Raw genomic sequence first — 25,035 nt, 5'->3', positions numbered from 1 at the left:
CAGACCAATGAAACTACTAATTATTTTGAGTATCGAAGAATATGCGGATGAAGTACGGCGAATTCTGGTTAATCAACGCATTCCTATTTACAGCGAAACAGAGATACAAGGATGCCGTTGCGACAACGGGAAAAAGACAGCGGATCTTACTAACTGGTTTGCCAATGTAGACACCATGGTATATTCTCACCTGTTTTTTGCCTTTCAGAATGAGGAATCAGTCGATACGATTCTTTCGGAAGTGGATCACTATAACCGGTTGAACACTGAACAACAGACAAATCCGCTTCATGCATACCAATTGAACGTAGAAAAATCCGTTTGACGTAGAATGAAAAACTAATCCAAAAATTTAAACAAATACTTAATATTATGAGAAAAATGGAACGCATTATACGAGCTGTCGCAGGAAGTTTTGTAACCATCAGCCTGATACTGGGCTACTTTGTTAGTCCCTACTGGTATCTGTTTACCCTGTTTGTGGGATTGAACCTGTTTCAGTCGGCATTTACCAAATGGTGCCTTGCCGAAGAGATATTGAAAAAATTCGGTATTGGCGTGCCCTGTACAACGGAAGGAAATTCTAAATCAGAACTTGAACATCAAACACAAAAGCTTTAAAAATGAAAGTACTTCTTTTAGCAACCAAAGACTGCAATCATCGCCCTCAATTAGAAATGAGATTGAAGAAAATGGATATACCTTATACAGTAAAGTATGTTGAAGAACATCCTGAACTGGCTGCCCGTTTCAAAATACGTTCTTCACCAAACATGATCGTTGAAGGAGAAGTTGTATTTCGAGGCGAGGGCGAACAATCTCTTCCCACTAAGCAAGAACTTAAAATGCTTTTTTCTCTGAAACTATTCGACCAGGGTAAAAAAAATCTGCCTCCCAAAGACAGCTTTGAGTAATGACACATAAAGGAGCATTCAGCCCAATAGAATTCTCAGCAAGTAGTGGAAGAAATATTTAAAAATCAATTCCCAAAATATAGATAAAATAGAATGGACAAAGGAGAACAGTTCCTGGAGCGTATCACACAAAGAGAAAAAATGCAAATGATTCCCCGGTATATTCCAGATACTAAGGGACTGGTAACAGTAGATGTTACGTGGGGAGAAATTCAACCGATTCAGGCCGCCGAAGGAGTACAAACCATCGGTGAATGTGAGATAATCGAGCATCTTGAAAAGGGACTACCGGTGGTTGACGTACGGGCTCCCGGTACGCGTCATGGAGTGGGTATCCCCGGAACATCTGCCATTCCCCTTTCAGATATCGTGGACCGTATGGATGAGCTGGACCGGTCAAAGCCGACTGTTTTCTTCTGCAACGGGCCGCAGTGCCCGCAGTCGCAAAAGGCGATCAATATGCTGCTTGAGGCAGGGTATCCCGCCGAAAAAATATGGTATTACCGCGGCGGCATGCACGACTGGATCACCCTGGGACTGCCAGTTACCGAAAACGGGGAATGACGATTCGGGTCAAATCAACCGGATCACAAAATAGCTGTCATCGTCTTCACTGGTAAATTTTTGCCAGATAATTCCCCGGTCCTTGTCAATGATTTCAATAACACGGTACCCAAATCCTTTCACCTTAATGCCCATTACATACACACCAATATCTACTCCCGAGTTAATTTGATACTGCTCGGTCTGCAGGGTATCGTTGGATACCACACGCCGTTCGTAGATGGTAATTTTGCTTTTTCCGCCCAAAAATCCAACCAAACCCTTGTCGATATTCAAAGCAAATTCAATAGGTTTCATCTCCCAGCCGGGCTCGGGAGAAATCGGGTAGAATGTTTTCGAATCTAACAAATTGACTTTAATTTCACTGCCCTTGCCATAGTCGGTAAACGGGAAAACATTCAAAAGCACTTGTTGTTCGTCCGGCCGACAGGTATAAAGAGTTTTGGTACTGTCCTGAAGTTCACCGTCAGCATTATAGGAATAAAGTTCAACAGGCAAGCGGTAGGTATTGGTGTTTTCTTGAATAGAGCCAACTATTAGATTTTGGTATGACTCCAACTCTCCCTCTTTACTATAATTGCATTTTTTGTATCGGTTGCCGTCAATTTCAAACAATAGCATTTCTTCAGATTGTTGGGCCTGAAGGAGGTGGACCGGAAGCAAAACCGCCAAAAGGATAATGCTTAGGAAATAAGTAATGATGCGCATGAGGAATAGGTGCTTATTTAAAATTGTTTTTGTTCGATTGCTTTTGGTAAACTTCATTCCAGCTCCAACCATTACTACGTAACAATCCATGCAATGAACTTCTGCGTTCATTCATTTCATAACTATTTGAAGACATGGCTTGATGCTCTTTTAATGGAACATTCCTGGATTTTAGGTATTCAATATCCAGCGGAAACCTATCGATTTCTTCCGGCATTTGATGGTAATGACGGCGTGCTGTGTCCAAAAATTTGGTAATCGCGTCTCTGAGCGGTGCAATATCCTGTTCCCGCCATCTGTTTGGTTCAACATAATGAATCAAAATTGTTATTGCTTCATCTACATTTACCAAATTGATGGATAGTGATTCATCCCTTGCCGTACTGTAGAAATAATGCACAGCCGGGTGGGCATAGTGATTCTGGTTATGTTTATTGATCATCTCCCTGAGCTTGATTGAAAAATCTGGCAACATTATGAAATGCTCTTCTTCACAAGAATACAGATTGATGAGAATTTCTTCAGGTGTATCTCCCATGTTTGCTATAAAAAGGCTGAGATTTCTTTTGTGGATCACCGCCGTGGTCAGGCTCATCAGATAAGTCATGGCGGTAGTTATGAAAATAAAGCCGGCAAATGAAAAGGCGGCCATTATAATCTGCCACCCTTCGGAACCCGGTATATAGTCACCTACTCCCAGGGTGGAAAGGGTATATCCGCTTACATACAGCTTGGTAAGAACGCTTGCGGCAGATCCTGTGCCTGCTTCTACTACCGAGCGGGGATCGCTGACGAGCAGCAGGAAAAATCCGATCCATAAAAGCCCGATCCACATTCCAAGAAGAAAAAGGATATGCGTTACCCCGGAGTAGCGCAACGCGTTTCGCCGGGGGATATACCTGTTCAAAAAAAGGAAAAGAGCAGATAGGAACCGGCTCGTCAACAGGGACAGGTATCCTGCCCCGTTGAAGGAAAGCGTGGTATAGAAAAAGTCGTAAGCAATTACGACGAGTATGGTGATACCTAAAATAAGATAAAATGTATGCATACTTTATTTATTTAACCCAGAAACCACTGCACGCCAATTCCCGCAGCTATCGTTAAGGCAAGTGTGCTTATCCATACGAAGGATGTTCCCGGAGCGTAAGTTCTGATTTGCCCATCTTCGGCTTCCTGAAAAAACATGGGTACCACAATCCGCATATAAACTGCAAGAGAAATTGCGCTGTTCAGGATGGCAACAACCGCCAGCCAGCTATATCCGGATTCTATGGCTGCCCCAAACAGTAGAAATTTGCCGGCAAAGCCGGCCAGGGGCGGCATCCCTACCAGGGAGAGCAGGAAAATGGTCATACCCACCGCCTGCCAGGGCCGGCGTTTTCCCATGCCTTTAAAATCGTCCAGCCGGGTGCCTTCGCCCAAAGTAATGGCAAAAGCGCCTGCGTTCATAAGCAGGTATGCTACCCCAAAAACCACCATTGAATCGATCGCAAGCGTACTTTGTCCCACTCCGATTACTCCCAACAGATAATACCCTGACTGTGCAATAGTGGAGTAGGCCAGCAGCCGGATCACATTGTCCTGCCACAGCGCTACCACATTGCCAAAGGTCATGGACAGCGCGGCCAGCACGGCCAGGATCAACGGCCAGTCAACAAGGGAAACCGGAAGATCACGAACCACCTGCGCGAGTGCAAACAGGGCCCCTATCTTGGGAACTACCGACAGGTAGGCGGCTATGGAGACGGGTGCGCCCTCGAAAGTGTCGGGCGTCCAGAAATGGACGGGAAACAGGGAAGCCGCATAGCCGATTCCAATTACCAGGGTAATAAAGCCGAACATAACGGCATAAGAGGATAAGTCAGGATTGTTAATCCCGGAAATCAGCGTCGTTCCGGCAAGGCCCGCCCAGAAGGTTAGCCCGAAAAGCATGATGGCTCCGGCTACTGATCCGTAAATAAAGTACTTCATCGCTCCTTCGCTGGAAGGGTCGTTCCTTGGGTGAGCTGCCATGGCCATACCGGCAAGAGTACTAATAAGCAGGCCCAGTACAATGAACATGAGATCTCCGCTGCCCGCCAAAATCATGGCTCCCAAGGCTGAAAAGCCCATCAGGCTGTATATGGTGCCTTCGCGGGCCGAATCTTTCAGCTCCGATCGGCCCAGCAAAGCAAAAAGGATGGTTGCCGGCCCCAGAATGATGACGGCCCACAAGCTGAGTGCGTCAACACGGAAGGTAGTGGAAAAAGCTGTTGTGTCTGTCCCCAGCATATCTACGGCAACACCGGTGGCTGTGAGCATGCCAACCACCAAAGCCCATAGTGCAGCCCGGGGTAATCGGGCCATTTCCAGGCATAACACGATAACCGTGGTGGATAAAACAATAAGCTGTGGTGAAATATTCAGTAAATCAGTGGCCATCGTTATTACAGTCCGAAGAAATTAGTTGTAGCATGAATCATCGAGAGCAGGGAATCGGGATATACTCCAATCAGTATGGTAGCTAATATCAAAGGAACAATAGCCCACAGCTCCCGGCTTCCCAAATCTTTAAGTCCGCTAAATCCTTCCGGCAGGGTACCTAAAAATACTTTTTGAATAGCCCGCAGGTACAAGGCTGTAGTAACCGGTAGTCCGATAATGATGATCCCGACGGCGACTGGATACACATCAAAGCCGCCTAAAAAGATTTGAAACTCGGCAGGGAAATGAGCCAGCCCGGGCAGTCCCAGAGAAGCAAAGGCCGCGAGCATAAAAAGTCCGCTTAAAATCGGGTAGGCTTTTAGCAGCCCGCTCATTTCGTTCATTTCCCGCGTACCAGTGCGATCCTGAAGAGCTCCTACCAGCAGGAAAAGCACCCCTGTAACCACACCGTGGCTTATCATTTGAAGTACCGCTCCGTCCAGGGCAATCATGCCGGATGTGGTAGTGGTGACGGCTGCTATGGCCACACCAAATATCAGATACCCCATGTGGTTTACACTGGTGTAGGCCACCATCCGCTTGATATCGGTTTGGGCCAGGGCTACGAAAGCCCCGTACAGCGCTGTAAAGACGGCAATAACGATGACGTAAGGTGCAAATTCACGAAATGCATCAGGCGTCATTTGCAATGGAAAGCGAATAAAACCATAGGTGCCCAGTTTCAGCAACACCCCCGCCAGGATGGCACTTCCGGCAGCAGGTGCTTCCGTGTGAGCCAAAGGAAGCCATGTATGGAATGGGAAAAGCGGTGTTTTAATAGCAAAAGCGATAAATAATCCCCAGAACGTAAGCGTAGCTGCAAGTCCGGTTATGGTGGGATTTGTTATCAACTGTTGTATGTCAAACGTATTGGCATCGGAAAAAAGATACAGCGCCAAAAACGCCAGCAGCAGAAACAAACTGCCTACCAGGGTATAGATAAAGAAAGTTAAAGCCGCCTTTTTGCGATGTTCGTGCCCCCATTTGGCTATGATAAAATACATGCCAACAAGAGTGATTTCAAAAAACACGTAAAAAAGAAAGAGGTCAAGCGAAAGGAATACCCCAAGACAGGCGGTCTCCAGCATCAGAACCAGTTGAATAAAGATATTGGCGCTATCCTTGATCTTTGCAGAAAAAATCAGCGAGGTCAGGAACAAAAATGCCGTCAACAGCACCAGGGGAAAGCTAATGCCGTCCACTCCCAACCGGTAAGCTATGCCTAAGGATGGTATCCAGCTGAGTTCTTCAACTTGTGACAAACCGCTGCCTATACCCTGTATCCAGATCATAATAGCAGCCAACAGGGTGAGTGACGCGAAGGCTATCCCAATACCATAGGCGGTTTTGGTTTGTTTGGGGCGGAGTACCATAATGACAAGTGCCCCTATAACCGGCAAGAATGTAGTGATTGAGAGCAATGGTAATGATGAAAAATCCATGATTTACAGATAGGTTAGTGATAAAATAATTAAAGCTAAGATCATACCGTACACCGACCATGCTAGTTCGCGGTGAACCAGTCCCGATTGAATGTTCCGCCCGTATTGGCCCAGTCGCTGGATGGATGCCACCAAGCCGGCAATCCACTCCACAATGCCGCGATCGTCCGTTATTTGGGACCATTGGCCGATGTTCAGATTGAATGTCCCGATTTGGTCGATCACAAAAGCCATCGCACGGTCCGGCACATTGGCCAGCCAGCGCGCCAACATTAAAAACGCCTTGCCAATCTCAAAGACAGATTGAAGCAGAAATTGTTCGATCAGGTTTGCGCCGGTTGCCAGCATCTGAAACGGTTGCACGATAACATTGGTGTAGCCGCCTGCTACGGGATAGTTATCCCGGAAAAACATCCACACCTGGGTTTTAAAGATGGGAGCGGTGGCAAACCAGCCTGCTGCCAAACCAAGAAAAGCAGCTCCAAGCCCGCTTATCATGGCAATGTTGTCTTTTGGAATGGAAAAACCTGACGTTTCAACCAAAGGATCCAGAAACAACCAGCCTGCAATAACAGCCGTTACCAGGGTTAGAAATCCGAGATGCATCCAAGGCAGTTTCTTTGGCTTTTCTTCCGGTTCGCTGTGTCCTTTCCATAAAATTCCGAATGCGCGGCCCATATAGATAGCAGTAAAAAAAGCTCCAATCAGCACAGCGGAAAAGTACCATGAGGCCGGGTCGGCCTGCAGGCCTGCCGTCAGGATGGCATCCTTCGACCAAAAGCCGATTAATGGAGGGATCCCGGCCAGGGCCAGCCCGGACACGGCGAATCCTGAAAAAGCCAGTTTCAGTTTCTTTCCTGAGCCTTTGAGCTTTTCGTAATTTGTGGAATGCATTTCGTGCTGAAAGATTCCGGCTCCCAGGAACAAGCTGCTTTTCATGAAAGCGTGGGCAATCAGGTGGGCCAGGGCCGCGGCCGGATACCCGGCGCCAATAGCCAGCGCCATAAAACCAAGCTGACTTGAGGTGGACGCGGCAAGCATACGTTTGATATCTTCGGAAAATATGGCAGTTGCACCGGCGAGCAGGATGGTTATTCCTCCCACTAAGCCGATCAAGAAAAGAGCGTCCGGCGGGAAAAGAGGGAAGGCTTTAAGCAGCAGAATAATACCTGCCGCCACCATTGTGGCCGAATGCAGCAGGGCCGAAACAGGTGTTGGGCCCGCCATGGCTGCCGAAAGCCAGCTCTGGAAAGGAACCTGTGCCGATTTACCCATTACCGCCAGCAGCAGAGCCAGGGTTCCCACTACAGAAACGCCCTGTACGGGTTCAGCTAAAATCTGGCTGGACCCGCCGGCAAGAATGATCACGAATACCCCGACATAGAGCCCGAGGTCGGCCACCCGGTTCATAATAAACGCTTTGTTTGCGGCGTCACCAGCTTCTTTCTTCCAGTACCAGGTGCCGATCAGCAAATAGGAGGCAAAGCCCATAACCTCCCAGGCTATCACAAACAAGATCCAGTCTCCGGCTAACACCAACAACTGCATGGCCCCCATAAAAAGCGTTATGCCGCTCCAGAAACGGAGTTTTCCTTTTTCTTCTTTCATATACCCGATGGCATACACTAAAATGAAGGTGGTAATCACAGCGACAACCAGAGCAAGTACGGCCGCCATTTCTGTGGCTTCGAGGCGAAAGGGCATTCCCGGAAGCCCGGTAAATTGCAGTTGAGTAACAGCGCCGTTCAAAGCGGCCATAAAAAGCAGTATCGAACCGGCCAGAGAGCCTGCTGCCCCGGTTAAGGCTGCATACCCTATTTTTTTCCGGGTTACGATAATCCAGGCACTTGCCGCCAGTGGAGCTAATATGGTAAGTAATATTGCTGCCATATAGGTACTATCCTTTTAATTCTGCTGATTCTTCCATTTCAACCGTTCCCGAGGTACGGAACCGCTGAGTGGCAATGGCAAAGCCGACGGCTCCTTCCAAAGCCATCACAGTCATGGCTACCAGCACAAACATCTGCAAGGAGAAGGCGTCGGGATGAAGAAAGCGCCAAAAAGCTACCAGGTTGATCATGGCTGCTCCCAGCATCAGTTCAATTCCCATCATGATCATTACCAAATTTGTCTGACTTAAGGCGCCGTAGAGCCCTATACCAAAAAGGACGGCGGCAATAATAAGTGCTGTAATTAATAGCTCCATAGTGTTTACTTCTCCACGCTGTTTTTAATTGACAAAGCGACTGCGATAGAGGCGATCATTCCGGTAAGAATGGTCACCCCGGCGGTTTCGAAGATCATCATCGACCGCTTCAGAATTTCCATACCCAGCAGCCGGTTTTGCTCATGCGGCCCCGGAAACTGAGTAGCTATTGTACCCCAGTCGGTGGTAAGAGCAGCACCGACTATCAATACGGTTACAATTACGCCCGCTGCTATGGAGATATTTTTCTGGTGATACATATCCATCTGTCCCAGCCCGCCAGGATCCATCATGTACATCATCATAAAGATGGCCATGATACTCATTTCGGTTCCCATCATCATGATTTGCAGAACACCCAAAAATTCGGCTTCCATAACGAGAAATAATATGCCGATGGCCACCATGGACGCCAGAAGTGAGAGAGCTGACCGCACCATAGAGCTGGTCATAAAAACGCGCCATCCAAACCAGATAGCCGCCAGGCCAAAAATAATAAGTAATATGAGTTGTACAGATATCATAACAGCAAGACTACTCCTACCTGAAATATGTTATAAAGGGCTAAGGGTACCCCGTACTTCCAGTTGTATTCCAGCAGATGGTCGTGCCGGATGCGGGGTATAAAATGACCGACAGCAAAAAAAGAGGCCGCTACCAGTAAGGTTTTCAGAAAAGTCCAGACAAAACCGGGCAGCCAGGGGCCCATCCATCCACCCAGGTACAGTACAACCACTGCTACCGACAAAGTTAACACCAAAGCAAGCCGGCCCAGACGAAACAACAGCTTGCGGGCGCCGGTAAGGTCGGCCCAGACCCCTCCTGCCAGCTCACCTTCTGCTACCGGAAGGTCGAAAGGGGGAAGAAAAGCGATGGCCAGCGCCGAAATATAAAACAAAATGAAACCCACCGGCTGATATAGAATATTCCACAAAGACTGTTGGGATTCGACGATGTCTGTCAGAAACATTGATTCAGCCCGCATTACCGTGGCCGTCAATGCCATTACTACCGGCATGGAGTAGGCGATAAGCTGTGCCAGCGCGCGCCAGCCGCCAACCATGGCGTACACGCCGTTAACAGCCCATCCGGCCATCAGCAGGGCCACCATTATATAGACCAGCGCCGCATTGATAAAGAGGGCGCCGGTTCCCAGATCGATGACCACGCTTCCCCGGCTGAACGGCAGGATGGAAATCGTCAACAAGATCACTCCGATAAAAAGGATCGGAGCTGTTTCAAAAAACACCTTGTCGTGCTTTCGGGTTTTGATCTCCTCTTGGGCAAACAGCAGCAAAAATGACCGGGCCGGACCGCTCCAGCTTACGTTTCCCGTCATTGAGCAGCGTTCCAGTACTGCTACAAAATATACTCCTCCCACAAAAAGGAGGGTAATCATAAAACCGCTTAAAAAAGGCGTCATAACAACTATCTGTTAAGGGTTAATTTCCCAGGGTGAAATATCCAGTGAGTTCACGGCTATCAGTGCATCGGCCAGCTCCTGCTGTTCGGTTACCGGCTTTACCAGCCCCGCCAGTGCCACGGAGGGGGTTGTCAGGTGCATATGAGCCAGTTTACCCTCATGAATATGAAATTTTAGTGTTACTATACCACGGGGGCTCTCAATGTGTGCAATACCATTCCCCATTCCGACAGATGGTATGTTGATCTTTCGTGAAGATTCTTTGCCGGAATCGTTTCCCGCTTTTTCTATAAATCGCAGGCTTTGTTCAATTTCGTCCAGCCGTACCATCAGCCGGCTCCAGGCATTGTTACCGGCAGCGGTTACGGGAGTCCACCCGGCTTGCTGATACACGGCTTCCTCTAACCGATGGTCTTTCTCAATTCCTGCAGCCCGGGCTACCGGCCCTGTGATATCGTCAGGCAGCTGACCGGGCACAGCACCGGTAACTTTGTTTTTTTCATCTTTGCTTGCATGATCGTGATGAACATGTTCATGATGGTCATGGGTCTCATGCCCGGTGTGCTGATGCATTTCATGGCTATGATGATCGTGCTCACCATGTTGATGACCTTCGTGACTATGCCCGTGTCCTTCGTGGTGATCATGCTCTTCTCCGTGTCCATGGGCTCCGTGATCATGTTCGTGGCCTTCATGCCCACCATGGTCATGAGGTTTCTGCTCGCCACTTTCTTCATGGCAGTGACCTGAATGGGAGTCCGCATTATGTTCGTGGTGATGGTCTTTATGAGTACCGGCAGCTTCCTCGCTATGTTTCTCCGTTCCCCCGGGGTTGTGGACGGCGGCACTTAATTTCAATTTCAGATACGGCATCTTTTTTATCCGGCGGATAAACCCGGAGAGCTGCTCCATATTTCCGATACCGTTTTGGAAACGGTGGTAATGTTTTATAGCCTGGTCGCGCATCCAGCCGCTGCCCAGTGCTGTGGCAAAAACAGCCAGCCAGTTCAAATGGCTGGTTATTCGTTCTTTTTCCAACAGCACTGCCTCGAACAGGGTTAGCGCAGAATTACCCGCTTCATCAGAAAAATTTAATAGTGCTTTTTGTGCCAATAACCGGTAGGTAACCGGCGCCATAGGGTTGATCGCTTCAAGATATTCCGGCAATGCGGCAGGGTCCTCAGGTATGGATGCAAGCAGGTTACGGCTTGGGAGCTCTTGGTCTGCTTCCGCTTCGGCAACCGTATCCCCGTCCAGCTTCATAGAGAGGCGCAGCCCGCCGGGCATGCCCGGGTGAAAGGGGCCAAACTGCACATCACTCCACTCCATGGGCAGCCCGTCTGTACTGCGGGGAAGATCTTTGGTCATAGCTATCATCGACATAAAGCCCGAACCGTGATCGTGTCCTCCATGTCCGTGATCATGGCCGCCATGGTTATGTCCATGATCGTGCCCTCCGTGTTCATGTCCGTGTTCTTCGTGCTGAGAGTGATCATGTTCTTCATGACTATGTCCTTCGTGGCCATGGCTGTGTTCGCCGTGCTGATGCCCGGAGAGCTCATGACCTTCTTGCTCGTGTCCATGATCATGATGGTGGGCTCCGTGATCGTGGCCACTATGGGAATCTTTTTTTTCTCCGCTTTGCTGGCCATGGGAATGACTATGCCCTTCAAGCTGGTGTTTGGTATGTTGTGGGTGATCATGGTCATGCGTTCCGTGATCATGGCCGGGTTTGTCCGATGCTCTATGGCAGCCTTTAGACTCCCCTGCTTCTGCTTCCCCTGAATGGCTGTGACCGTGATTTTTATGATCTTCGTGACTGTGGTCATGGCCTTCGTGAGCAGAATGCGTGTGAGCCGAATGATCATGCCCTTCCTTCTTATGGCCGCTAAGATGCCCGTGATCGTGATTACCATGATCATGATTGTGCCCTTCCTCTGCATTACCGTGTTGATGGGCAGAAGGATCGTGTCCCTCATGTTCTCCATGATCCGCATGGCTGTGAGCAGAATGATCGTGGCCTTCGTGGCTGTGACCGTGTCCACTATGCTGTGAGTGATCATGATCTCCGTGGCCATGATCTCCATGACCGTGATGGTGATGATGGTGCATATGGCCCTGCTGCTTACCGGCTTCTTCTATTTCGTTTACCAAGGCTTCCGGCTGATATGGTTCCGGCTCATCTATCCAAGCAAGACTGCTCAGGCACTCCCTGACAGCAGGCAATGCAGTTTGAAGAAAATCTTTTTCCAGAGCAACGTGTACATCAGGGTGAGGCAGTGGGTCAAGATGTTTCGGCCCGGCCAACACCAGCACCCGCGGGCGCGGCATCTGGGCGTAAACAATAGCGGCCTGTTCTGCCATATCCGGATTCATATCACCAATAATCAGCAAAACATTAGCTTCTCTTGGATTGGCTGTCAGTTGTGCTTCGCCGTTCAGAGGGCCAGACTGATAGATACGCAATATATCGGGACCCGGGACAGGAAACAGGCAAAGCTCCCGCGAAGCAGACTTTGCCATCCATCTCCGGAAAAAATTCATTTTGCCTTTTCGTGCTCCGTATCTCATAGTCGTTTCCATTGGCATTTATTGGCGTTTGAGTCCGAGTTGAGTCCAGGTATAAATAAGTCCCAGAAATAAAATCATCAGAAAAACGCCCATGTCAAGCAGGGCCAGAATGCCTACTTCTCTGTAAACCACTGCCCAGGGGTACATGTAGGCCATCTCCATATCAAAGGCCAAAAAGAGCAGGGCATAGCCGTAGTAGTGTACATGATAACGCAGCCAGGCCGGTTTGGGCGCCAGGTTTCCGCTTTCGGCGGGGATGTCCTTGCCTGGCTCGTCCAGCGTTTGGCCCAGCGACTGCTTTATAAGATAAAGCATCCACACTAAACCGGCTGTTGTAATCCCCATGCCGAGCAGGAGTAGATATTGAGTTAAAGGAGCCATATTACTTAGTCATGATGATAAATTTATAAACACAATAATATTCAATTGATTCAAATAACTAAATTCATTCAATAATTTCATATTCTGCCTCTTACATTTCAGCAAATGCTGTATTTGGTTGATAATCAAAATTTCGCCTGCTGTATTTCGAGTATTGCCACATCTCAGAAACAGGATTTTTGAGTTTATTAAACCTGTGATATATAAAATACAAGAAAATGAATGTTAGTATAGACCAGAGTAAGGTTAACATATCAGATCAGAGTTGTTTAAAAATAATCAGTGTTAAATTTATATTACTGTGAAGGTTCAACTTTTAAACGCCTGTTTTGACGAAGTTTCGTAAAATACAGCCACAGGGCTGGTATTATCACTAATAAGCTGATAATCTGTGAGGTAGAAATTAAGCCGTCAAGATAAACGCCCCGGGGATCATTTCTAAAAATTTCTACAAAAGACCGTGCGACAGAATAAAGCATAATAAAAACCAGGAAGATTTCTCCTTTAAAACGCTGCTGTTTTTGCCACCAAAGCAAAATGCCAAATACTACCAATAGGACAAGCGTGGAATAGATTTGGGTGGGGTGCAGTGGGATACCCGTTGGGGCCATCGACATTGAATCAGTAAAGGTAACCGCCCAGGGAAGATCCGTCGGTTTGCCGAAACTGTCTCCCGAAAAGAAGCAGCCCAGTCGTCCAAAGGCGATGCCCAGCGCCAGGCCGGGCGCTGCCATATCGCTAATTTGCCATAAGTCCAGATCATGTTTTCGTACATACCAAATCCCGGCTCCTAGTCCGAACAAGAAACCTCCATAGAACGTAAAGCCTCCATTCCAGAGCATCAGAATTTTCAATGGATTTTGCAGGTACCACTGCAGGCTGCCATCGAACAGGATAGAGAAAAGTCGCGCACCAATAATGGCCCAGAGGACGACGATGACAGCTAGATCCATTATTTTTTGAGGGTCGACGCGGTTTTTTATGGCCTGACGATAAAGCCACCATATTCCTATAAGAATGCCACCAGTGTGAAACAGGCTAACCGTATGAATGGTAAACGGGCCGAGTTCAAAAAGAATGGGTTGCATAGTTTTTAAAAAATGAGGTTAATGTTAGCATTCTACTTCGGCATAGTCGTGCTCTCCATGCTTACACCATACGCATGAGCAGTTTTCGTGCATACACTGTTTGTCTTCCAGCCGGGTTTTGAAAGCCCGGTTGGCGACCGGAAAAACAATCTTTTTATACCAGCTTGGGTTATACTGAGTTCGGAGGGTAGGAATTATATCGTCCTTTTCTGCCAGACGGTCGAGCATAATGGTATATCCCAGGTCTTCCAAGCGGGTAAACAACCAGCGGTTGGCCAACGACACCTCCATTTTTGGGATGATATGCTCTTTGCACAAGTTAGGATAGGAACGATTCTCGATGATGCTTTGGGCCGCCAGATATCCAGAGTGCATGGCATAGCGCATGCCGAAGCCAAACAAGGCGTCTTGAAACCCGGCATTTTCTCCCACATAATAGATGCGGTTGTTTTTAACCAGCGTTTGATTTAGTGAGAAATTGACATAACCGCCAAAATATTTTGAATCCTGTATATCTATCATGATGTGCTTTTTCATTTCACCTAAAGCTTTTTCAAAATAATGGAGGGACTTGGGAAATTTTTCAAACAAACAAGTCGCAAATGTAGCTTTACCCTCATGTACCAATAAATAAGCATAACCATGTGGGGCAATATCATCACCAAGGAAAGCCGCATAGTAATTTTTATGAGTTGTAGAGAAAATGATTCCTTTCGCAATTGCATCACCGCCTTTTGGGCCAGTGCTTATTATTACTCTGCCGTTTTCAGGCACCTTTGTTATTTTTGTTCCCCATTCAAAATGAACTCCTGCTTCTTCTGCTTGCCGCCTCAACCCCTGATCCAGGCTCCATTCGTTAGAACCTCGTTCAATTAAATAAAAAAGGGGTCGTGACATGCTATAATGGTATTTTTGACCAGAAGGATTAAAAAACTCAACATTTTCGAGGGACTCAAAGAGATAATTCACTGAAATACCTATACGGCTCAAAAATTCTTGAGTATCTTCTTCGGTTGACCAGTTTTCGATACCCTGGAAATCATGGTTAAAGCGTTTACCGACCTCATAGTACATTTCATAAACGGTAACCGGAAATCCGGCTTTGGCTAAATTGATAGCAGCTACTAATCCACCAGGGCCGGCTCCAATGATATGTATTTGTTCCTTTTTCATACCAACTTCCAATAGGATTTAAAAAATATTTGAATAGTCCTTAATGTTTTAAGAACAAAATGATTTGAAATGCAATTAGCCGTATCAGGACCAAATGCATAGGGGTTTTTCGGTGCATTAATTAGAAAAACTAAAGGATCTATGACCAGAAATGTAATAGTCAGGTTCTCTTAAGAAAGTATCCTCGCAAGACGGACAACAGAAGAATAGCTCCATGCCCTCATATTCTATATGAGGGGAAAGGACAGGGTTATCTATAGTTAAACCGCTTACAGGACAGATTGCATGATGTGACATAAGTACCTCCCAATGTTTTTACTTTAGATAGAATAATGTTGAATTTCCTGAATCTTCTTTTCGGCAAACTTAATCAGATGCCGGTCAAAAATTTCTTTACAGGTAGTAGTACAGAACGCCCATGTATTGCCATTGACACTACTTTTGGGAGAGCTTTGAGGGTTTATTACCTCTTTTCCGGTTACTACACACTCTTTGTTTAGATTAAGATGTTCCATTTTGCAAAAATTAAATCCCTGCCCAAAGATTACCGACCTCATAGATCCAAAGGCAGGGGTGTTATTTATTGAATATTGTACTTAGTGATGATGATGGTGGCTACCGTTGCTTCCTATAAAATCGGCGGGATTTTCATCAAATGTTGTTTTGCAATTTTCGCAGCAGAAGTAATAGGTTGTTCCCTTGTACTCACTGCTGGGGGCGCTTGTTGGGTCTTCGATTTCGTGTCCCATTACAGGGCAGATGTTTTGTGCTTTCATGGTATCCTCCATGTTATTGGTTGTGATTTATAGATTTATTCAACGATGAGTTTACCTCGCAGCATACCCATCGCACATTGAAATTCGTATTCGCCAGGTGTATCGGGGATAAATTCCACAGAAATGGTTTTATGCGGGGTTAGCGTAGCCTGCTTTCCGAAGTCCGGAAAGATCACCTGCTCGGAGCAGGCGGCCGTCTCTTCGCGAAGGAAATTCAACCTCACCGGCTTACCGGCATCTACTACAATAACATTGGGACTATATCCTCCCTTTACTTTAATCAGGGCTTCCTGTAGCCCACCTGTACCGCTTTGAACACGGGTGCCCTCCGAGCTGGAAAACCAGAAATACCACGCGACAAGCGCGATAAGCAGGATTCCACCGATTAGTACAAAAATTTCATCAAGTGTCATGATAATCTCCTTTTAAGTTTATTTATTAGCTTTTGAAAATTTTGGTTGGAACTTGCGCAGCCGATTAGCATTGGTAACAACTGTTACAGAACTAAAAGCCATGGCGGCAGCGGCAATCAGTGGCGAAAGCAGGATACCAAAGAACGGATACAACAACCCTGCGGCAACCGGCAAACCGGCCGTGTTATAGGCAAAGGCTCCGAACAGGTTCTGTTTGATATTTCTCATCGTCGCCTTGGAAAGCTGGATCGCCAATACCACACCTTTCAGGCTGCCTTTGATCAGGGTGATGTCGGAGGCTTCGATGGCTACATCCGTTCCGGTGCCGATAGCCAGCCCTATGTCGGCCTGGGCCAGCGCTGGTGCATCATTGATGCCGTCGCCTACCATTGCTACTCGTTTACCTTCATTTTGGAGTTTTTGCACATTCAGGGCTTTATCTTCGGGCAGCACTTCGGCCATAACGCGATCCACACCCACTTGGCGTGCAATGGCATCAGCGGTTCGCTGGTTGTCGCCGGTTATCATGACGACCTCCAGTCCCATGTTCTTAAGTTGAGCTATAGCTTCTTTGGAATCGGTTTTTACGGTGTCGGCTACGGCCACGATTCCGGCAGCTTTTCCGCCTATTGCAACAAACATTGGAGTTTTACCTTCATCGGCCAGTTTGGTGCTTTGATCCAGTAAATTGCCTGTATCGATGCCGTTATCTCTCATCATTTTAACATTTCCGAGAAGTACCTTTCGTCCGTCCACTTCGGCTTCTACACCGTGACCGGGCACGGCGTTAAAATTTATGGGGTTCAGAAGAGTAAGTTCTCGTTCTTCTGCTCCTTTTATGATGGCTTCCCCCAGCGGGTGTTCGGAAGCGCGTTCCACGCTGGCACTCATATTCAGAATCTCATCCTCGCTAAAGCCGTTTGCGGTAACAATGTCGGTCAGCTTGGGTTGTCCTTCTGTAATGGTACCCGTTTTATCTAAGACAATGGTATCAAGTTTCTGTGCGGTCTCCAGCGCTTCTCCGCTGCGGATCAGGATACCATTTTCAGCTCCTTTGCCTACACCTACCATTAATGAAATTGGAGTTGCTAAGCCCAGAGCGCAGGGGCATGCTATGATCAGTACCGTAACGGCAACAACCAAAGCGTAAATTAGTGCCGGGGCAGGCCCTATAAGATACCAGACAACGAAAGCAGCGATAGCCAGGATAATGACAGCAGGGACAAAATAACCTGAAACTTTATCCACTACACGCTGGATGGGTGTTTTGGAACTCTGGGCTTCCTCGACCATTTGTACGATCTGTGCAAGTGCCGTGTCTTTGCCTACTTTGGTGGCCTGGAATTTAAATGAACCCGTTTTATTGATGGTGGCGCCAATCACCTCATCACCCTTATGTTTTTCAACCGGGATGGATTCCCCGGTGATCATCGATTCGTCAATAGCCGAAGAGCCTTCCACGATTTCCCCGTCAACCGGTATCTTCTCTCCGGGGCGAACCACAATAATATCGTCTAATACTACTTCTTCAACGGGTATATCTTGTTCCTTCCCATCACGTACTACACGGGCTGTTTTAGCCTGTAGGCCCATTAGTTTTTTAATAGCCTCCGAACTCCGACCTTTTGCTTTAATCTCAAGAGCTAAGCCCAGATTAACTAAAGCAACTACAACAGCGGTAACATCATAAAATACTTCAGCCAATGCTTCAGTTGGAAAGATTTCCGGGAATAATACAGCTACCGTAGAGTACAGCCAAGCTGCCGTAATACCCACTGCAATGAGGGTATGCATATTGGCCGACCGGTTTTTAAAAGCTGCCCAAGCTCCGGTATAGAAATGTGAGCCTGCCCAAAACATTACCGGCAACGTTACCACGCCCATGGAGAACCAAATCCAGTACAGCAGGTCGGTACCCCGTTGGAACTGGTCTGGAAGTCCAAGGAAATCAGGATAGCTGAAAATCATTACCGGAATAGAGATAACCGCTGAAAAGATGAATTTCCACATCAATGATTTATATTCTCTATTCCGTGCCTGTTCATTTTCATCTACAGGGTCACTACTACCCTGATTTCCCTCTGCGGTGTTTTGGGTATCACTCCCGTTCTCATCATATTTATGGGAAATTTCTGATACCTGATATCCCATCCGTTCAATGATGTTTTTAAGAGCAGGATAATCAACATTTGAGGGAATATATTTTACAAGGGCTGCCTCCGTTCCAAGGTCAACACTCACACTTAGTATGCCTGAAGTGTCTACAAGTTCCTCCTCAATTTGAGACACGCATGAATTACAATGCATGCCGGAAATATGAAGCCGTAATTTAGCATAACCGGTTCTGTAACCTGATTTTTTTATAGAATCTATTATTTTCGAAACAGAAACCTCAGAACGTTCATATTCAACATAGGCGTTTTGGGTAGCACCATTTACAACTGCTTTTTTAATGCCGGGCAATTTCCGGAGTTCTTTTTCAATAGTTGTCGCACAGGAGACACAATGCATGTCAACAATAGGCAATTGAATATTCTCAATACCATTTGTCGTTATTTGGTAGGTAGCCGGAGAGTCCTGATGTTTGGCAACATACTTTTCTGGATTCTCATCAAATTTTGTTTTACAGTTTTCCGAGCAGAATTTAAAGGTCTTATCCTTATAGGTACTTTGATATGGAGAATCATTATCAACTTCCATTCCGCATACAACATCCTTAGCCATCGGTTTCTCCGTTACAGGTTTTAATTCGACTTTTTCATCAAGCCTCTTTTTCAAGTTTCTACCCAATGATAATACCTACTACCTTAACACAACCTTAAATGAGCTAAAGAATCTGAAATTAATATTTAGATTGATATACTGAGAAAGATGGTTTTTTATTTAGACCTGAAAGGTGAGCCTGATGCTGGTATGTAGTAAAAAAGCAGAGAGGCAAATAGATAAAGTCCTCCACCTGCAATTAAGACTTCTGTAAAACCCCATTCAATGCCAATGATCATCGCTGTGACAGCTCCTGCGACCGAAGCCAACCCGTTGGCACCCCACATCGCCGCAGTAAATTTCTCCAGTCCATGGTTATTCATCATTCTCAGGGTTAGCGGAAAGGGGAAGCCCATGGCAAAACCAATAGATCCGGTGAGTAAGCCAGCCTGCAATGGCACTGAGGCCGCCGACGCAAGAAATTTGTCAAGGAAAAAGTTATAGGTCAGGCTAAGGAAAAACACAGCGATGGTGCTGAAAATAACGGCGAGTGAAAGACGATCAGTTATCCATGCACTACTTAAGCTTCCTACACCAACTCCGAGTAGTAGTGAAAATAATAGTACAGAAGTGGCTGAGACGGGATTGCCGAGATATAACGACAATTTTTGGAAAAGAGCAATTTCCAGCATCATGAACCCTACTCCAAGCAACAGAAACACCAATAGGAACCACTTCATTTTCTTATGGCGGGCAAACGGCTTGACAAACCCGATTTTTACCTGATCCGGAGATTTTTTGACTGATACCACCATCACTACCACCCCAAGCCCAAGTACAAGCAACCCGTAGAGCTGGCGGAAGGGAGAGGGTAAGGTCTTATCAAAATTATAGAAGAAAGGATTATCATCATAAACCGGAGATATATTGAGGGGAAATTTTTTAGCAAAATTCTCCATAGTCATAGTTCCGTCAGAAAGATCATATAGGTTTTGATCAAACATGCTCCATTCTATGGTGGAAGTTGAATCATTCGGAACAGGTAACAAATAGGAGGCTTGTTCCTGAAAGGGTACAAAATAGTCACCCTGATCATATCCCAACTGATGCAGGGCAGCGTGCCTTTCCTGCATGTCTTTGCCTTCAAAAGGTGTTTTTTTAACTACTAAGGCAGGCATATTATGTTTGGAAACCGAGTAGAGATGATTCATCGCTTGCTGGTTGGGAATCCCTCTTTTTTCAAAAGCTTTCAGTGCCAGCCCTAACAGCCGGTAGAGTTCGGCATTACCATGTGTAACAAAAATAATTCTGCCCTCGGGAGTAAGCCGATCCAGGTAGTCGCTGAAAGCCTCTACGGTAAACAGGTAGTTTTCGGTTAAAGCATAGCCGTCGATGCTTCGGCTGCTTTTGGTTACCGGCAGAGCCAACATGAGGAGATCATATTTTTCAGAAGTATTTCGGATAAAACTGCGCCCTTCAACTACTACTATTTCAACATTGGGCAGTTTTGTATATAAACCGCCATTGAAATCCTCATAATCTTTGACTATTTGCACCAAGTCCGGGTTTACTTCAACACCAGTGATAGATGATACGCCGCCGAAAAGAGCTACTAATATGTCTCGCCCGCCACCGGGACCTATAATTAGGGCGCTGTCTTTTTCATTCTCATTTAAAAAGTAAAATGGGAAAAATTGCCCGAAGTTGGAGGTCAAATCACTTCGTAATGTTGAATCATTTAACAATGCCTGAAAACTGAACATAGAAGTGCCAGCGGCTCCGTCAACATAAATCATTTTTTCATCAGGTAATTGGTCGTTCTCAACAAGAGTTGTTTGGCCGAAAGCGCTCCATCTTGTTTCGATAACCCGGCCGTTACCGGAAGCATCATACAATAGCCTGTTGATATCCTTGCTTTGGTTATTTTTGATGGGAAGTATGCCTTGAGGGGCCAGCCAGATACCGCCTGCCGCAAAAAGAAGGGTACTTAACCATAGTATGGATGTACTCCATTTGAGCGATTCGGCTGTCATCAGGATGATCGAAGCCGCCGCTAATACAAATACAACAATGAAGGCCGCTGTGGTTGCCGGAACTGAATTTAGCAGAGAAACTGTCAACAGGGCAGCTAAGGCACCACCGGCAATGTCAAACCCGTATAACAGTGAACTCCGCTCCGGGGCTTGTTGAAAAAAAGATGCGATAGTCATACCGAAAAACAGGAAGGGTAGTACCGGAAGGAATAAGACGGTGTAGGTGATTGGTGTACTCCATGAAGGGGAGGCTGCCTGTGTGAGGTAAAGGATTAGCGCGGTAATTATACCAGCAGCAAGGGCCGTAGAAAGGATGAGCTTGTTTGTACTGATGGAGGGCCAGATTACCCCGCCTTTTTTCAGCAGCAGTCCACCCATACCCAACCCAAGCAAGGCAAGAGACAAAATGGCGAACACGTAATGATAGCTCAGGATAACCGCAAAGATGCGCATCAATACAATCTCATATATTATCATGCCGAACGAGATTAGTGCCAGCGAAATAAGGGTGCGCGTTAACCGTAGAGAATCCAATCCAGGGTTTTTCGGCAACTCAGGTATCATATTATTCATGAATGTTTTTATTGCAACCTGATATAATCAGATGGACAGAGATTGTCTCAGTCTGTTTTCAGTCCCCATCGTTTGTAGAAAAAGTTATAAATGGGTACATAAACCAGCCCGATGTACGCGCCCCAGGCAAAACTCTCGATAAGTCCGAGGAAGAAACTACCGACCGTAATCCATTCGAAGGCGGGTAATACAATTTCCAAGAACTGATGCATGTGGACGCTTTCGGGTGTTACTAAACCATAAATAACGCAGAAAATAAAACTGACTGCTGTAAAAGTACCTGCTGCCCAGCTTACAATTTTAATATTTAACATGATGAATCACCTTTTGTTTTGTTATTGATGTTGATATTAGAATCCATTTTTATGTATCGGTTTTACAGAATGATATTGGGAACTTGACCTTGAGGACACCCAAAGCATCAAAGAGCCACTTATACCGGCCAAAATAGAAGTAATCAGGATGCTTAGCTTGGCAATATATCTAAGTTCTTCACTTTGGAACGCCAGATCAGTAATAAAAAAGGACATTGTAAATCCAATGCCTGCAATCAAAGCCACACCGCAAAGTTGCCCCCATGTTACTCCTTCTCCAAGTTGTGCAATGTTTAGTTTTACTAAAATCCATGAAAAGCCAGCAATCCCTATAAATTTGCCAACTATAAGTCCTGCCATGATGCCCAAGCTGATTTGCTGACTCAGAGTATTCAGAATATCACCATGAATATGGATGCCCGCATTTACCAGGGCAAAAACAGGTAGTATAAAAAAGCCGACGATAGGCGATAATCCATGTTCTAATTTTTGTAATGGGGTTTCAGCATCATTGGTTTTACTTTTAATTTTTTCAAGTATCTCCAGTTGACTTTCAGAAATGAAGCTTCCTTTAATGGGAGTGGTTTCTATAAATTTCCGGTGAAGGATCGTTAAATTTTTCAAATAATCTTGTTCCTTAATTTTTACTTTTCCAGGGATGGTAAAAGCGATAAGAATACCGGCAACGGTAGGGTGAACACCTGAAAAGAAAAAGGCCAGCCATACCCCTCCAATACCAATAATGAAATAAAACCAGGCACTCCTGACTCCAAAATAGTTACCTCCTACAAGTACCAGGAAAAAAAGGAAACCATGGAGTAAATCCATTTCAGATATTCCCGAAGTATAGAAAACTGCGATCACCAATACTGCCCCCAAATCATCTACAATAGCAAGAGCAACTAAAAAGATTTTAAGCGAAACCGGTACTCGATTTCCAAACAGGGAAAGTACACCCAAAGCAAAAGCAATATCGGTGGCCATTGGTATTCCCCAACCACTTTGCCCAATGCCATTGCCATTAAAGAATGAATAGATTAGTGCAGGGACAAGCATTCCGCCCACGGCGGCCCCAATCGGCAGAATGGCTTTACGGGGATTCGAGAGTTTTCCACCAAGTATTTCACGTTTTAACTCTAAACCAACAAATAGAAAGAATACGGCCATTAACCCATCATTTACCCACAGCAGCAAGGGCTCAGATAAGGTATTTCCATTTAGCCCAATGAAAATTTCCATATGAATAAATTCATTGTAATATTCTTTTAAAGGAGAATTTGCCCATAGCATAGCGACAATGACTGCCAATAAAATTGCAATACCGGCCCCTGCCTGATTCTTTCCTTTTAGGGATTCCAAAAAAATCACAAGAGGATTTTGCTTTAAAGGTTTCATGCTTATTCCCTTAAGTCAGGCTAATGATGTTGATGTTTGTTTGTGTCATTTTCAGGGTGGTTGTGGTCTTCTGGCGAGTTCTGGCTATGTCCTCTTCCATGCCCTCCGTGTCCACCATGGCCATGACCGAACATATGCATGACTATGAAAAGTATAGTTATTAGTAATAGGAACCAGTTTTCAGCTATCCATTCCATAGTATTCACCTTATCAGTTGTTTCTTGTTTTTCCGTGCCTTCACACGCGGGATTGGTTTTCGTATATTAGTTGTCTTGATATGCTTTTCAAATTCCTGTAAATCATGTTTCAATTCCTTAAAATCATCCAGGCTTATTTCACCACGGGCATAGCATCGGCAGAAATGTTCCATTTGGATTTTTAAGGGATCTTTCTCCAGCTTTCGTCTTATAAATGACACCACTATAAATAATATGAATGCGGCAAGTAAAAACCACCAAAAGAGTGGGATGTTCCATATATAGTCTAACCACATATGTGCCTCCTTTTATTTTTAAAAAATTATTATTCAGAGGGTGCTAAGTTTTTGTCTAACTCAATAATACAATAGGAAGGCTTAAATGAAGCTGAAATTTTATAGCTTACTCCTGAAGAATAAGTATTCAATTAACCTATAACGTTGAGATTTTTTTTAACCAAGTAAAATGTTACGTAGAACAGAAATAATGAAAATGTGAGATAGGGAAGATGAATATTTATTACGTACAATCCGGAGCCTATAAATGAACCGGTTGCAAGTCCCAAGCTGCTTATAGATGCCAAGATTCCCATTCTTTCGCCAACATAATTTTTATTTATTTTGCTGGTAATAGAAGCCAAAGCCGGGCTAATTAATGCCATTCCCAACGCAAGAATGCTCACTACTATTATGATAAGGGTAAAAGAACTTGCCAGCATCAAAAACAACAGAGCTAACCCCACCAAAAAATATCCGATAGGCAACAACCTCTCTTCCCCTAATTGGTCAATTAAATATCCCGTAAAGCCAATCTGACTAATACTCATTCCGAGTGCACAAGCCATGAATATATAGCCCATTTCAATTACACTGTAACCCATAATTTGCTGTGAATGGAGCGCATAAGTACTTTCAAACATGGCTAATGCTGCTTGTGCAATAAGTGCATAGAAAAGAATCGGGAGCATTTCCCCCTTTATAATACTCAATAAACCAAATTTACTTGGGGGGTTGCTATTGTTTACGACTGGAGATGGATCACCTGGCATCCATATTATCAAAGCTGCTAGAGCCAACAGCGAAAAACTTCCTGCAAATATAAATGGTACAGTGTAAGGGGTTGCAACCAGCAGCTTCCATGACCATTCGGTAAACCAGCCAACGTCCATAAAGAAAGAACTCAGTACTGGTCCAAAAATTACCCCCAAGCTAGCTGATCCACCTACCCACGCCAATAGTTTACCTCTATTTTTTACTGTGCTCTGATCCGTAACCCATGAGTTAACTGTGGGGAGAACAGAGGCTGAAAATAGTCCTCCTACTATTCGAAGCACATAAAGCAAGACCAAGTCGTTAGTCCACCCAAAAAAAATCAGCGAGAGTGCATAACCGCCCATACCTGCTGTCAACACGGGAAATCGGCCAATACGGTCGGACCAGCGTCCCCATAAAGGGGCAGCAATAAACTGCATCAGCGGGAAAATGCCTGTCATAAGACCTACATGCACGGCCGGTGATAGAAGGAATAACTCATTTGAACGTACTGATTTTTCTACAAAAAATGGAAGAATTGGAAGGGTTAGTCCGTAGCCGATCATCACTAGAAACAGACAGATCAGCAGGATGCCAATCTGTTTATTAATCCTGAGTATTGATGATCTACTTGTCATTTTAAATTTATAGTCTTACGAAGTATTTA

25 protein-coding genes are annotated in these 25,035 nt (G+C 45.6%); 4 read left to right on the top strand and 21 right to left on the bottom strand.

All coding sequences use genetic code 11. The annotated features are described in order from the left end of the window. The first annotated feature begins 7 nt into the window (after positions 1-7). The 4 genes from JJ941_RS12330 (at position 8) to JJ941_RS12315 (ending at position 1,478) form a co-directional block, all read left to right on the top strand. A complete protein-coding gene (locus tag JJ941_RS12330) occupies positions 8-325 on the top strand; it encodes a hypothetical protein (RefSeq protein ID WP_290965677.1) in 318 nt (105 codons plus the stop codon). Between the two features lie 47 nt (positions 326-372). Beyond that, positions 373-621 carry a DUF2892 domain-containing protein gene (locus JJ941_RS12325; protein WP_290967791.1) on the top strand — a complete coding sequence of 83 codons (249 nt, stop codon included), beginning with the start codon at positions 373-375 and terminating at the stop codon, positions 619-621. 2 nt (positions 622-623) lie between these two features. Beyond that, positions 624-914 carry a thioredoxin family protein gene (locus JJ941_RS12320; RefSeq protein WP_290965671.1) on the top strand — a complete coding sequence of 97 codons (291 nt, stop codon included), beginning with the start codon at positions 624-626 and terminating at the stop codon, positions 912-914. Between the two features lie 93 nt (positions 915-1,007). Further along, positions 1,008-1,478, top strand: coding sequence for a rhodanese-like domain-containing protein (locus JJ941_RS12315; protein ID WP_290965668.1), 471 nt, complete (start codon positions 1,008-1,010; stop codon positions 1,476-1,478). Between the two features lie 9 nt (positions 1,479-1,487). On the opposite strand, the gene JJ941_RS12310 is transcribed toward JJ941_RS12315, so the two are convergent. From JJ941_RS12310 to JJ941_RS12220, 21 genes are all read right to left on the bottom strand, one after another. Beyond that, positions 1,488-2,186 (bottom strand): hypothetical protein, encoded by a 699-nt coding sequence (locus JJ941_RS12310; RefSeq protein ID WP_290965665.1) that lies wholly within the window; start codon positions 2,184-2,186, stop codon positions 1,488-1,490. A 13-nt stretch (positions 2,187-2,199) separates the two neighbouring features. Beyond that, positions 2,200-3,234 carry a hypothetical protein gene (locus JJ941_RS12305; RefSeq protein WP_290965662.1) on the bottom strand — a complete coding sequence of 345 codons (1,035 nt, stop codon included), beginning with the start codon at positions 3,232-3,234 and terminating at the stop codon, positions 2,200-2,202. Between the two features lie 11 nt (positions 3,235-3,245). Further along, entirely contained in the window at positions 3,246-4,607 is a 1,362-nt protein-coding gene (locus JJ941_RS12300) for an NADH-quinone oxidoreductase subunit N (RefSeq protein ID WP_290965659.1), read from the bottom strand. A gap of 5 nt (positions 4,608-4,612) precedes the next feature. Next, on the bottom strand, positions 4,613-6,091 hold the full coding sequence (locus JJ941_RS12295; protein ID WP_290965656.1) for an NADH-quinone oxidoreductase subunit M: 1,479 nt from the start codon (positions 6,089-6,091) through the stop codon (positions 4,613-4,615). A gap of 3 nt (positions 6,092-6,094) precedes the next feature. Beyond that, the gene (locus JJ941_RS12290; protein ID WP_290965654.1) at positions 6,095-7,981 is read right to left on the bottom strand and encodes a proton-conducting transporter membrane subunit; all 1,887 of its coding nucleotides are present in this window, start codon (positions 7,979-7,981) and stop codon (positions 6,095-6,097) included. A gap of 7 nt (positions 7,982-7,988) precedes the next feature. Continuing rightward, positions 7,989-8,297, bottom strand: a complete 309-nt coding sequence (gene nuoK / locus JJ941_RS12285) for an NADH-quinone oxidoreductase subunit NuoK (RefSeq protein WP_290965652.1) — start codon at positions 8,295-8,297, stop codon at positions 7,989-7,991. A gap of 5 nt (positions 8,298-8,302) precedes the next feature. Next, positions 8,303-8,821: an NADH-quinone oxidoreductase subunit J gene (locus JJ941_RS12280; protein WP_290965649.1), complete on the bottom strand. Its 519-nt coding sequence runs from the start codon at positions 8,819-8,821 to the stop codon at positions 8,303-8,305. Next, positions 8,818-9,720, bottom strand: a complete 903-nt coding sequence (locus JJ941_RS12275) for a complex I subunit 1 family protein (protein WP_290965646.1) — start codon at positions 9,718-9,720, stop codon at positions 8,818-8,820. Before JJ941_RS12275 ends, JJ941_RS12280 begins: the two co-directional genes overlap by 4 nt. A gap of 12 nt (positions 9,721-9,732) precedes the next feature. Beyond that, positions 9,733-12,291, bottom strand: a complete 2,559-nt coding sequence (locus JJ941_RS12270; protein ID WP_290965643.1) for a hypothetical protein — start codon at positions 12,289-12,291, stop codon at positions 9,733-9,735. A gap of 18 nt (positions 12,292-12,309) precedes the next feature. Further along, positions 12,310-12,636, bottom strand: coding sequence for an NADH-quinone oxidoreductase subunit A (locus JJ941_RS12265; RefSeq protein ID WP_290965640.1), 327 nt, complete (start codon positions 12,634-12,636; stop codon positions 12,310-12,312). 332 nt (positions 12,637-12,968) lie between these two features. After that, the gene (gene lgt, locus JJ941_RS12260) at positions 12,969-13,760 is read right to left on the bottom strand and encodes a prolipoprotein diacylglyceryl transferase (RefSeq protein WP_290965638.1); all 792 of its coding nucleotides are present in this window, start codon (positions 13,758-13,760) and stop codon (positions 12,969-12,971) included. A 24-nt stretch (positions 13,761-13,784) separates the two neighbouring features. After that, a complete protein-coding gene (locus tag JJ941_RS12255; protein WP_290965637.1) occupies positions 13,785-14,933 on the bottom strand; it encodes an NAD(P)/FAD-dependent oxidoreductase in 1,149 nt (382 codons plus the stop codon). A 117-nt stretch (positions 14,934-15,050) separates the two neighbouring features. Next, positions 15,051-15,230 (bottom strand): YHS domain-containing protein, encoded by a 180-nt coding sequence (locus JJ941_RS15330; protein ID WP_366069253.1) that lies wholly within the window; start codon positions 15,228-15,230, stop codon positions 15,051-15,053. 23 nt (positions 15,231-15,253) lie between these two features. Further along, positions 15,254-15,448, bottom strand: coding sequence for a hypothetical protein (locus JJ941_RS12250; protein WP_290965635.1), 195 nt, complete (start codon positions 15,446-15,448; stop codon positions 15,254-15,256). 81 nt (positions 15,449-15,529) lie between these two features. Beyond that, positions 15,530-15,682 carry a YHS domain-containing protein gene (locus JJ941_RS15325; protein WP_366069380.1) on the bottom strand — a complete coding sequence of 51 codons (153 nt, stop codon included), beginning with the start codon at positions 15,680-15,682 and terminating at the stop codon, positions 15,530-15,532. A 62-nt stretch (positions 15,683-15,744) separates the two neighbouring features. Further along, positions 15,745-16,122, bottom strand: coding sequence for a cupredoxin domain-containing protein (locus tag JJ941_RS12245; RefSeq protein ID WP_290965632.1), 378 nt, complete (start codon positions 16,120-16,122; stop codon positions 15,745-15,747). Between the two features lie 18 nt (positions 16,123-16,140). Beyond that, positions 16,141-18,846 carry a heavy metal translocating P-type ATPase gene (locus JJ941_RS12240; protein WP_290965630.1) on the bottom strand — a complete coding sequence of 902 codons (2,706 nt, stop codon included), beginning with the start codon at positions 18,844-18,846 and terminating at the stop codon, positions 16,141-16,143. A 155-nt stretch (positions 18,847-19,001) separates the two neighbouring features. Next, the gene (locus tag JJ941_RS12235; protein WP_290965628.1) at positions 19,002-21,335 is read right to left on the bottom strand and encodes a hypothetical protein; all 2,334 of its coding nucleotides are present in this window, start codon (positions 21,333-21,335) and stop codon (positions 19,002-19,004) included. Positions 21,336-21,478: 143 nt separating this feature from the next. Continuing rightward, positions 21,479-21,745, bottom strand: coding sequence for a DUF5676 family membrane protein (locus JJ941_RS12230; RefSeq protein ID WP_290965626.1), 267 nt, complete (start codon positions 21,743-21,745; stop codon positions 21,479-21,481). A 36-nt stretch (positions 21,746-21,781) separates the two neighbouring features. Then, a complete protein-coding gene (gene nhaA / locus JJ941_RS12225) occupies positions 21,782-23,140 on the bottom strand; it encodes a Na+/H+ antiporter NhaA (RefSeq protein WP_290965623.1) in 1,359 nt (452 codons plus the stop codon). Between the two features lie 624 nt (positions 23,141-23,764). Next, positions 23,765-25,006 carry an MFS transporter gene (locus JJ941_RS12220; RefSeq protein WP_290965621.1) on the bottom strand — a complete coding sequence of 414 codons (1,242 nt, stop codon included), beginning with the start codon at positions 25,004-25,006 and terminating at the stop codon, positions 23,765-23,767. Positions 25,007-25,035 lie beyond the last annotated feature (29 nt).

It is taken from the genome of Gracilimonas sp. (assembly GCF_017641085.1).
GTDB lineage: Bacteria > Bacteroidota > Rhodothermia > Balneolales > Balneolaceae > Gracilimonas.
Note: the sequence above shows the minus strand (reverse complement) of the source record. Positions and strands in the feature narration are given on the sequence as shown.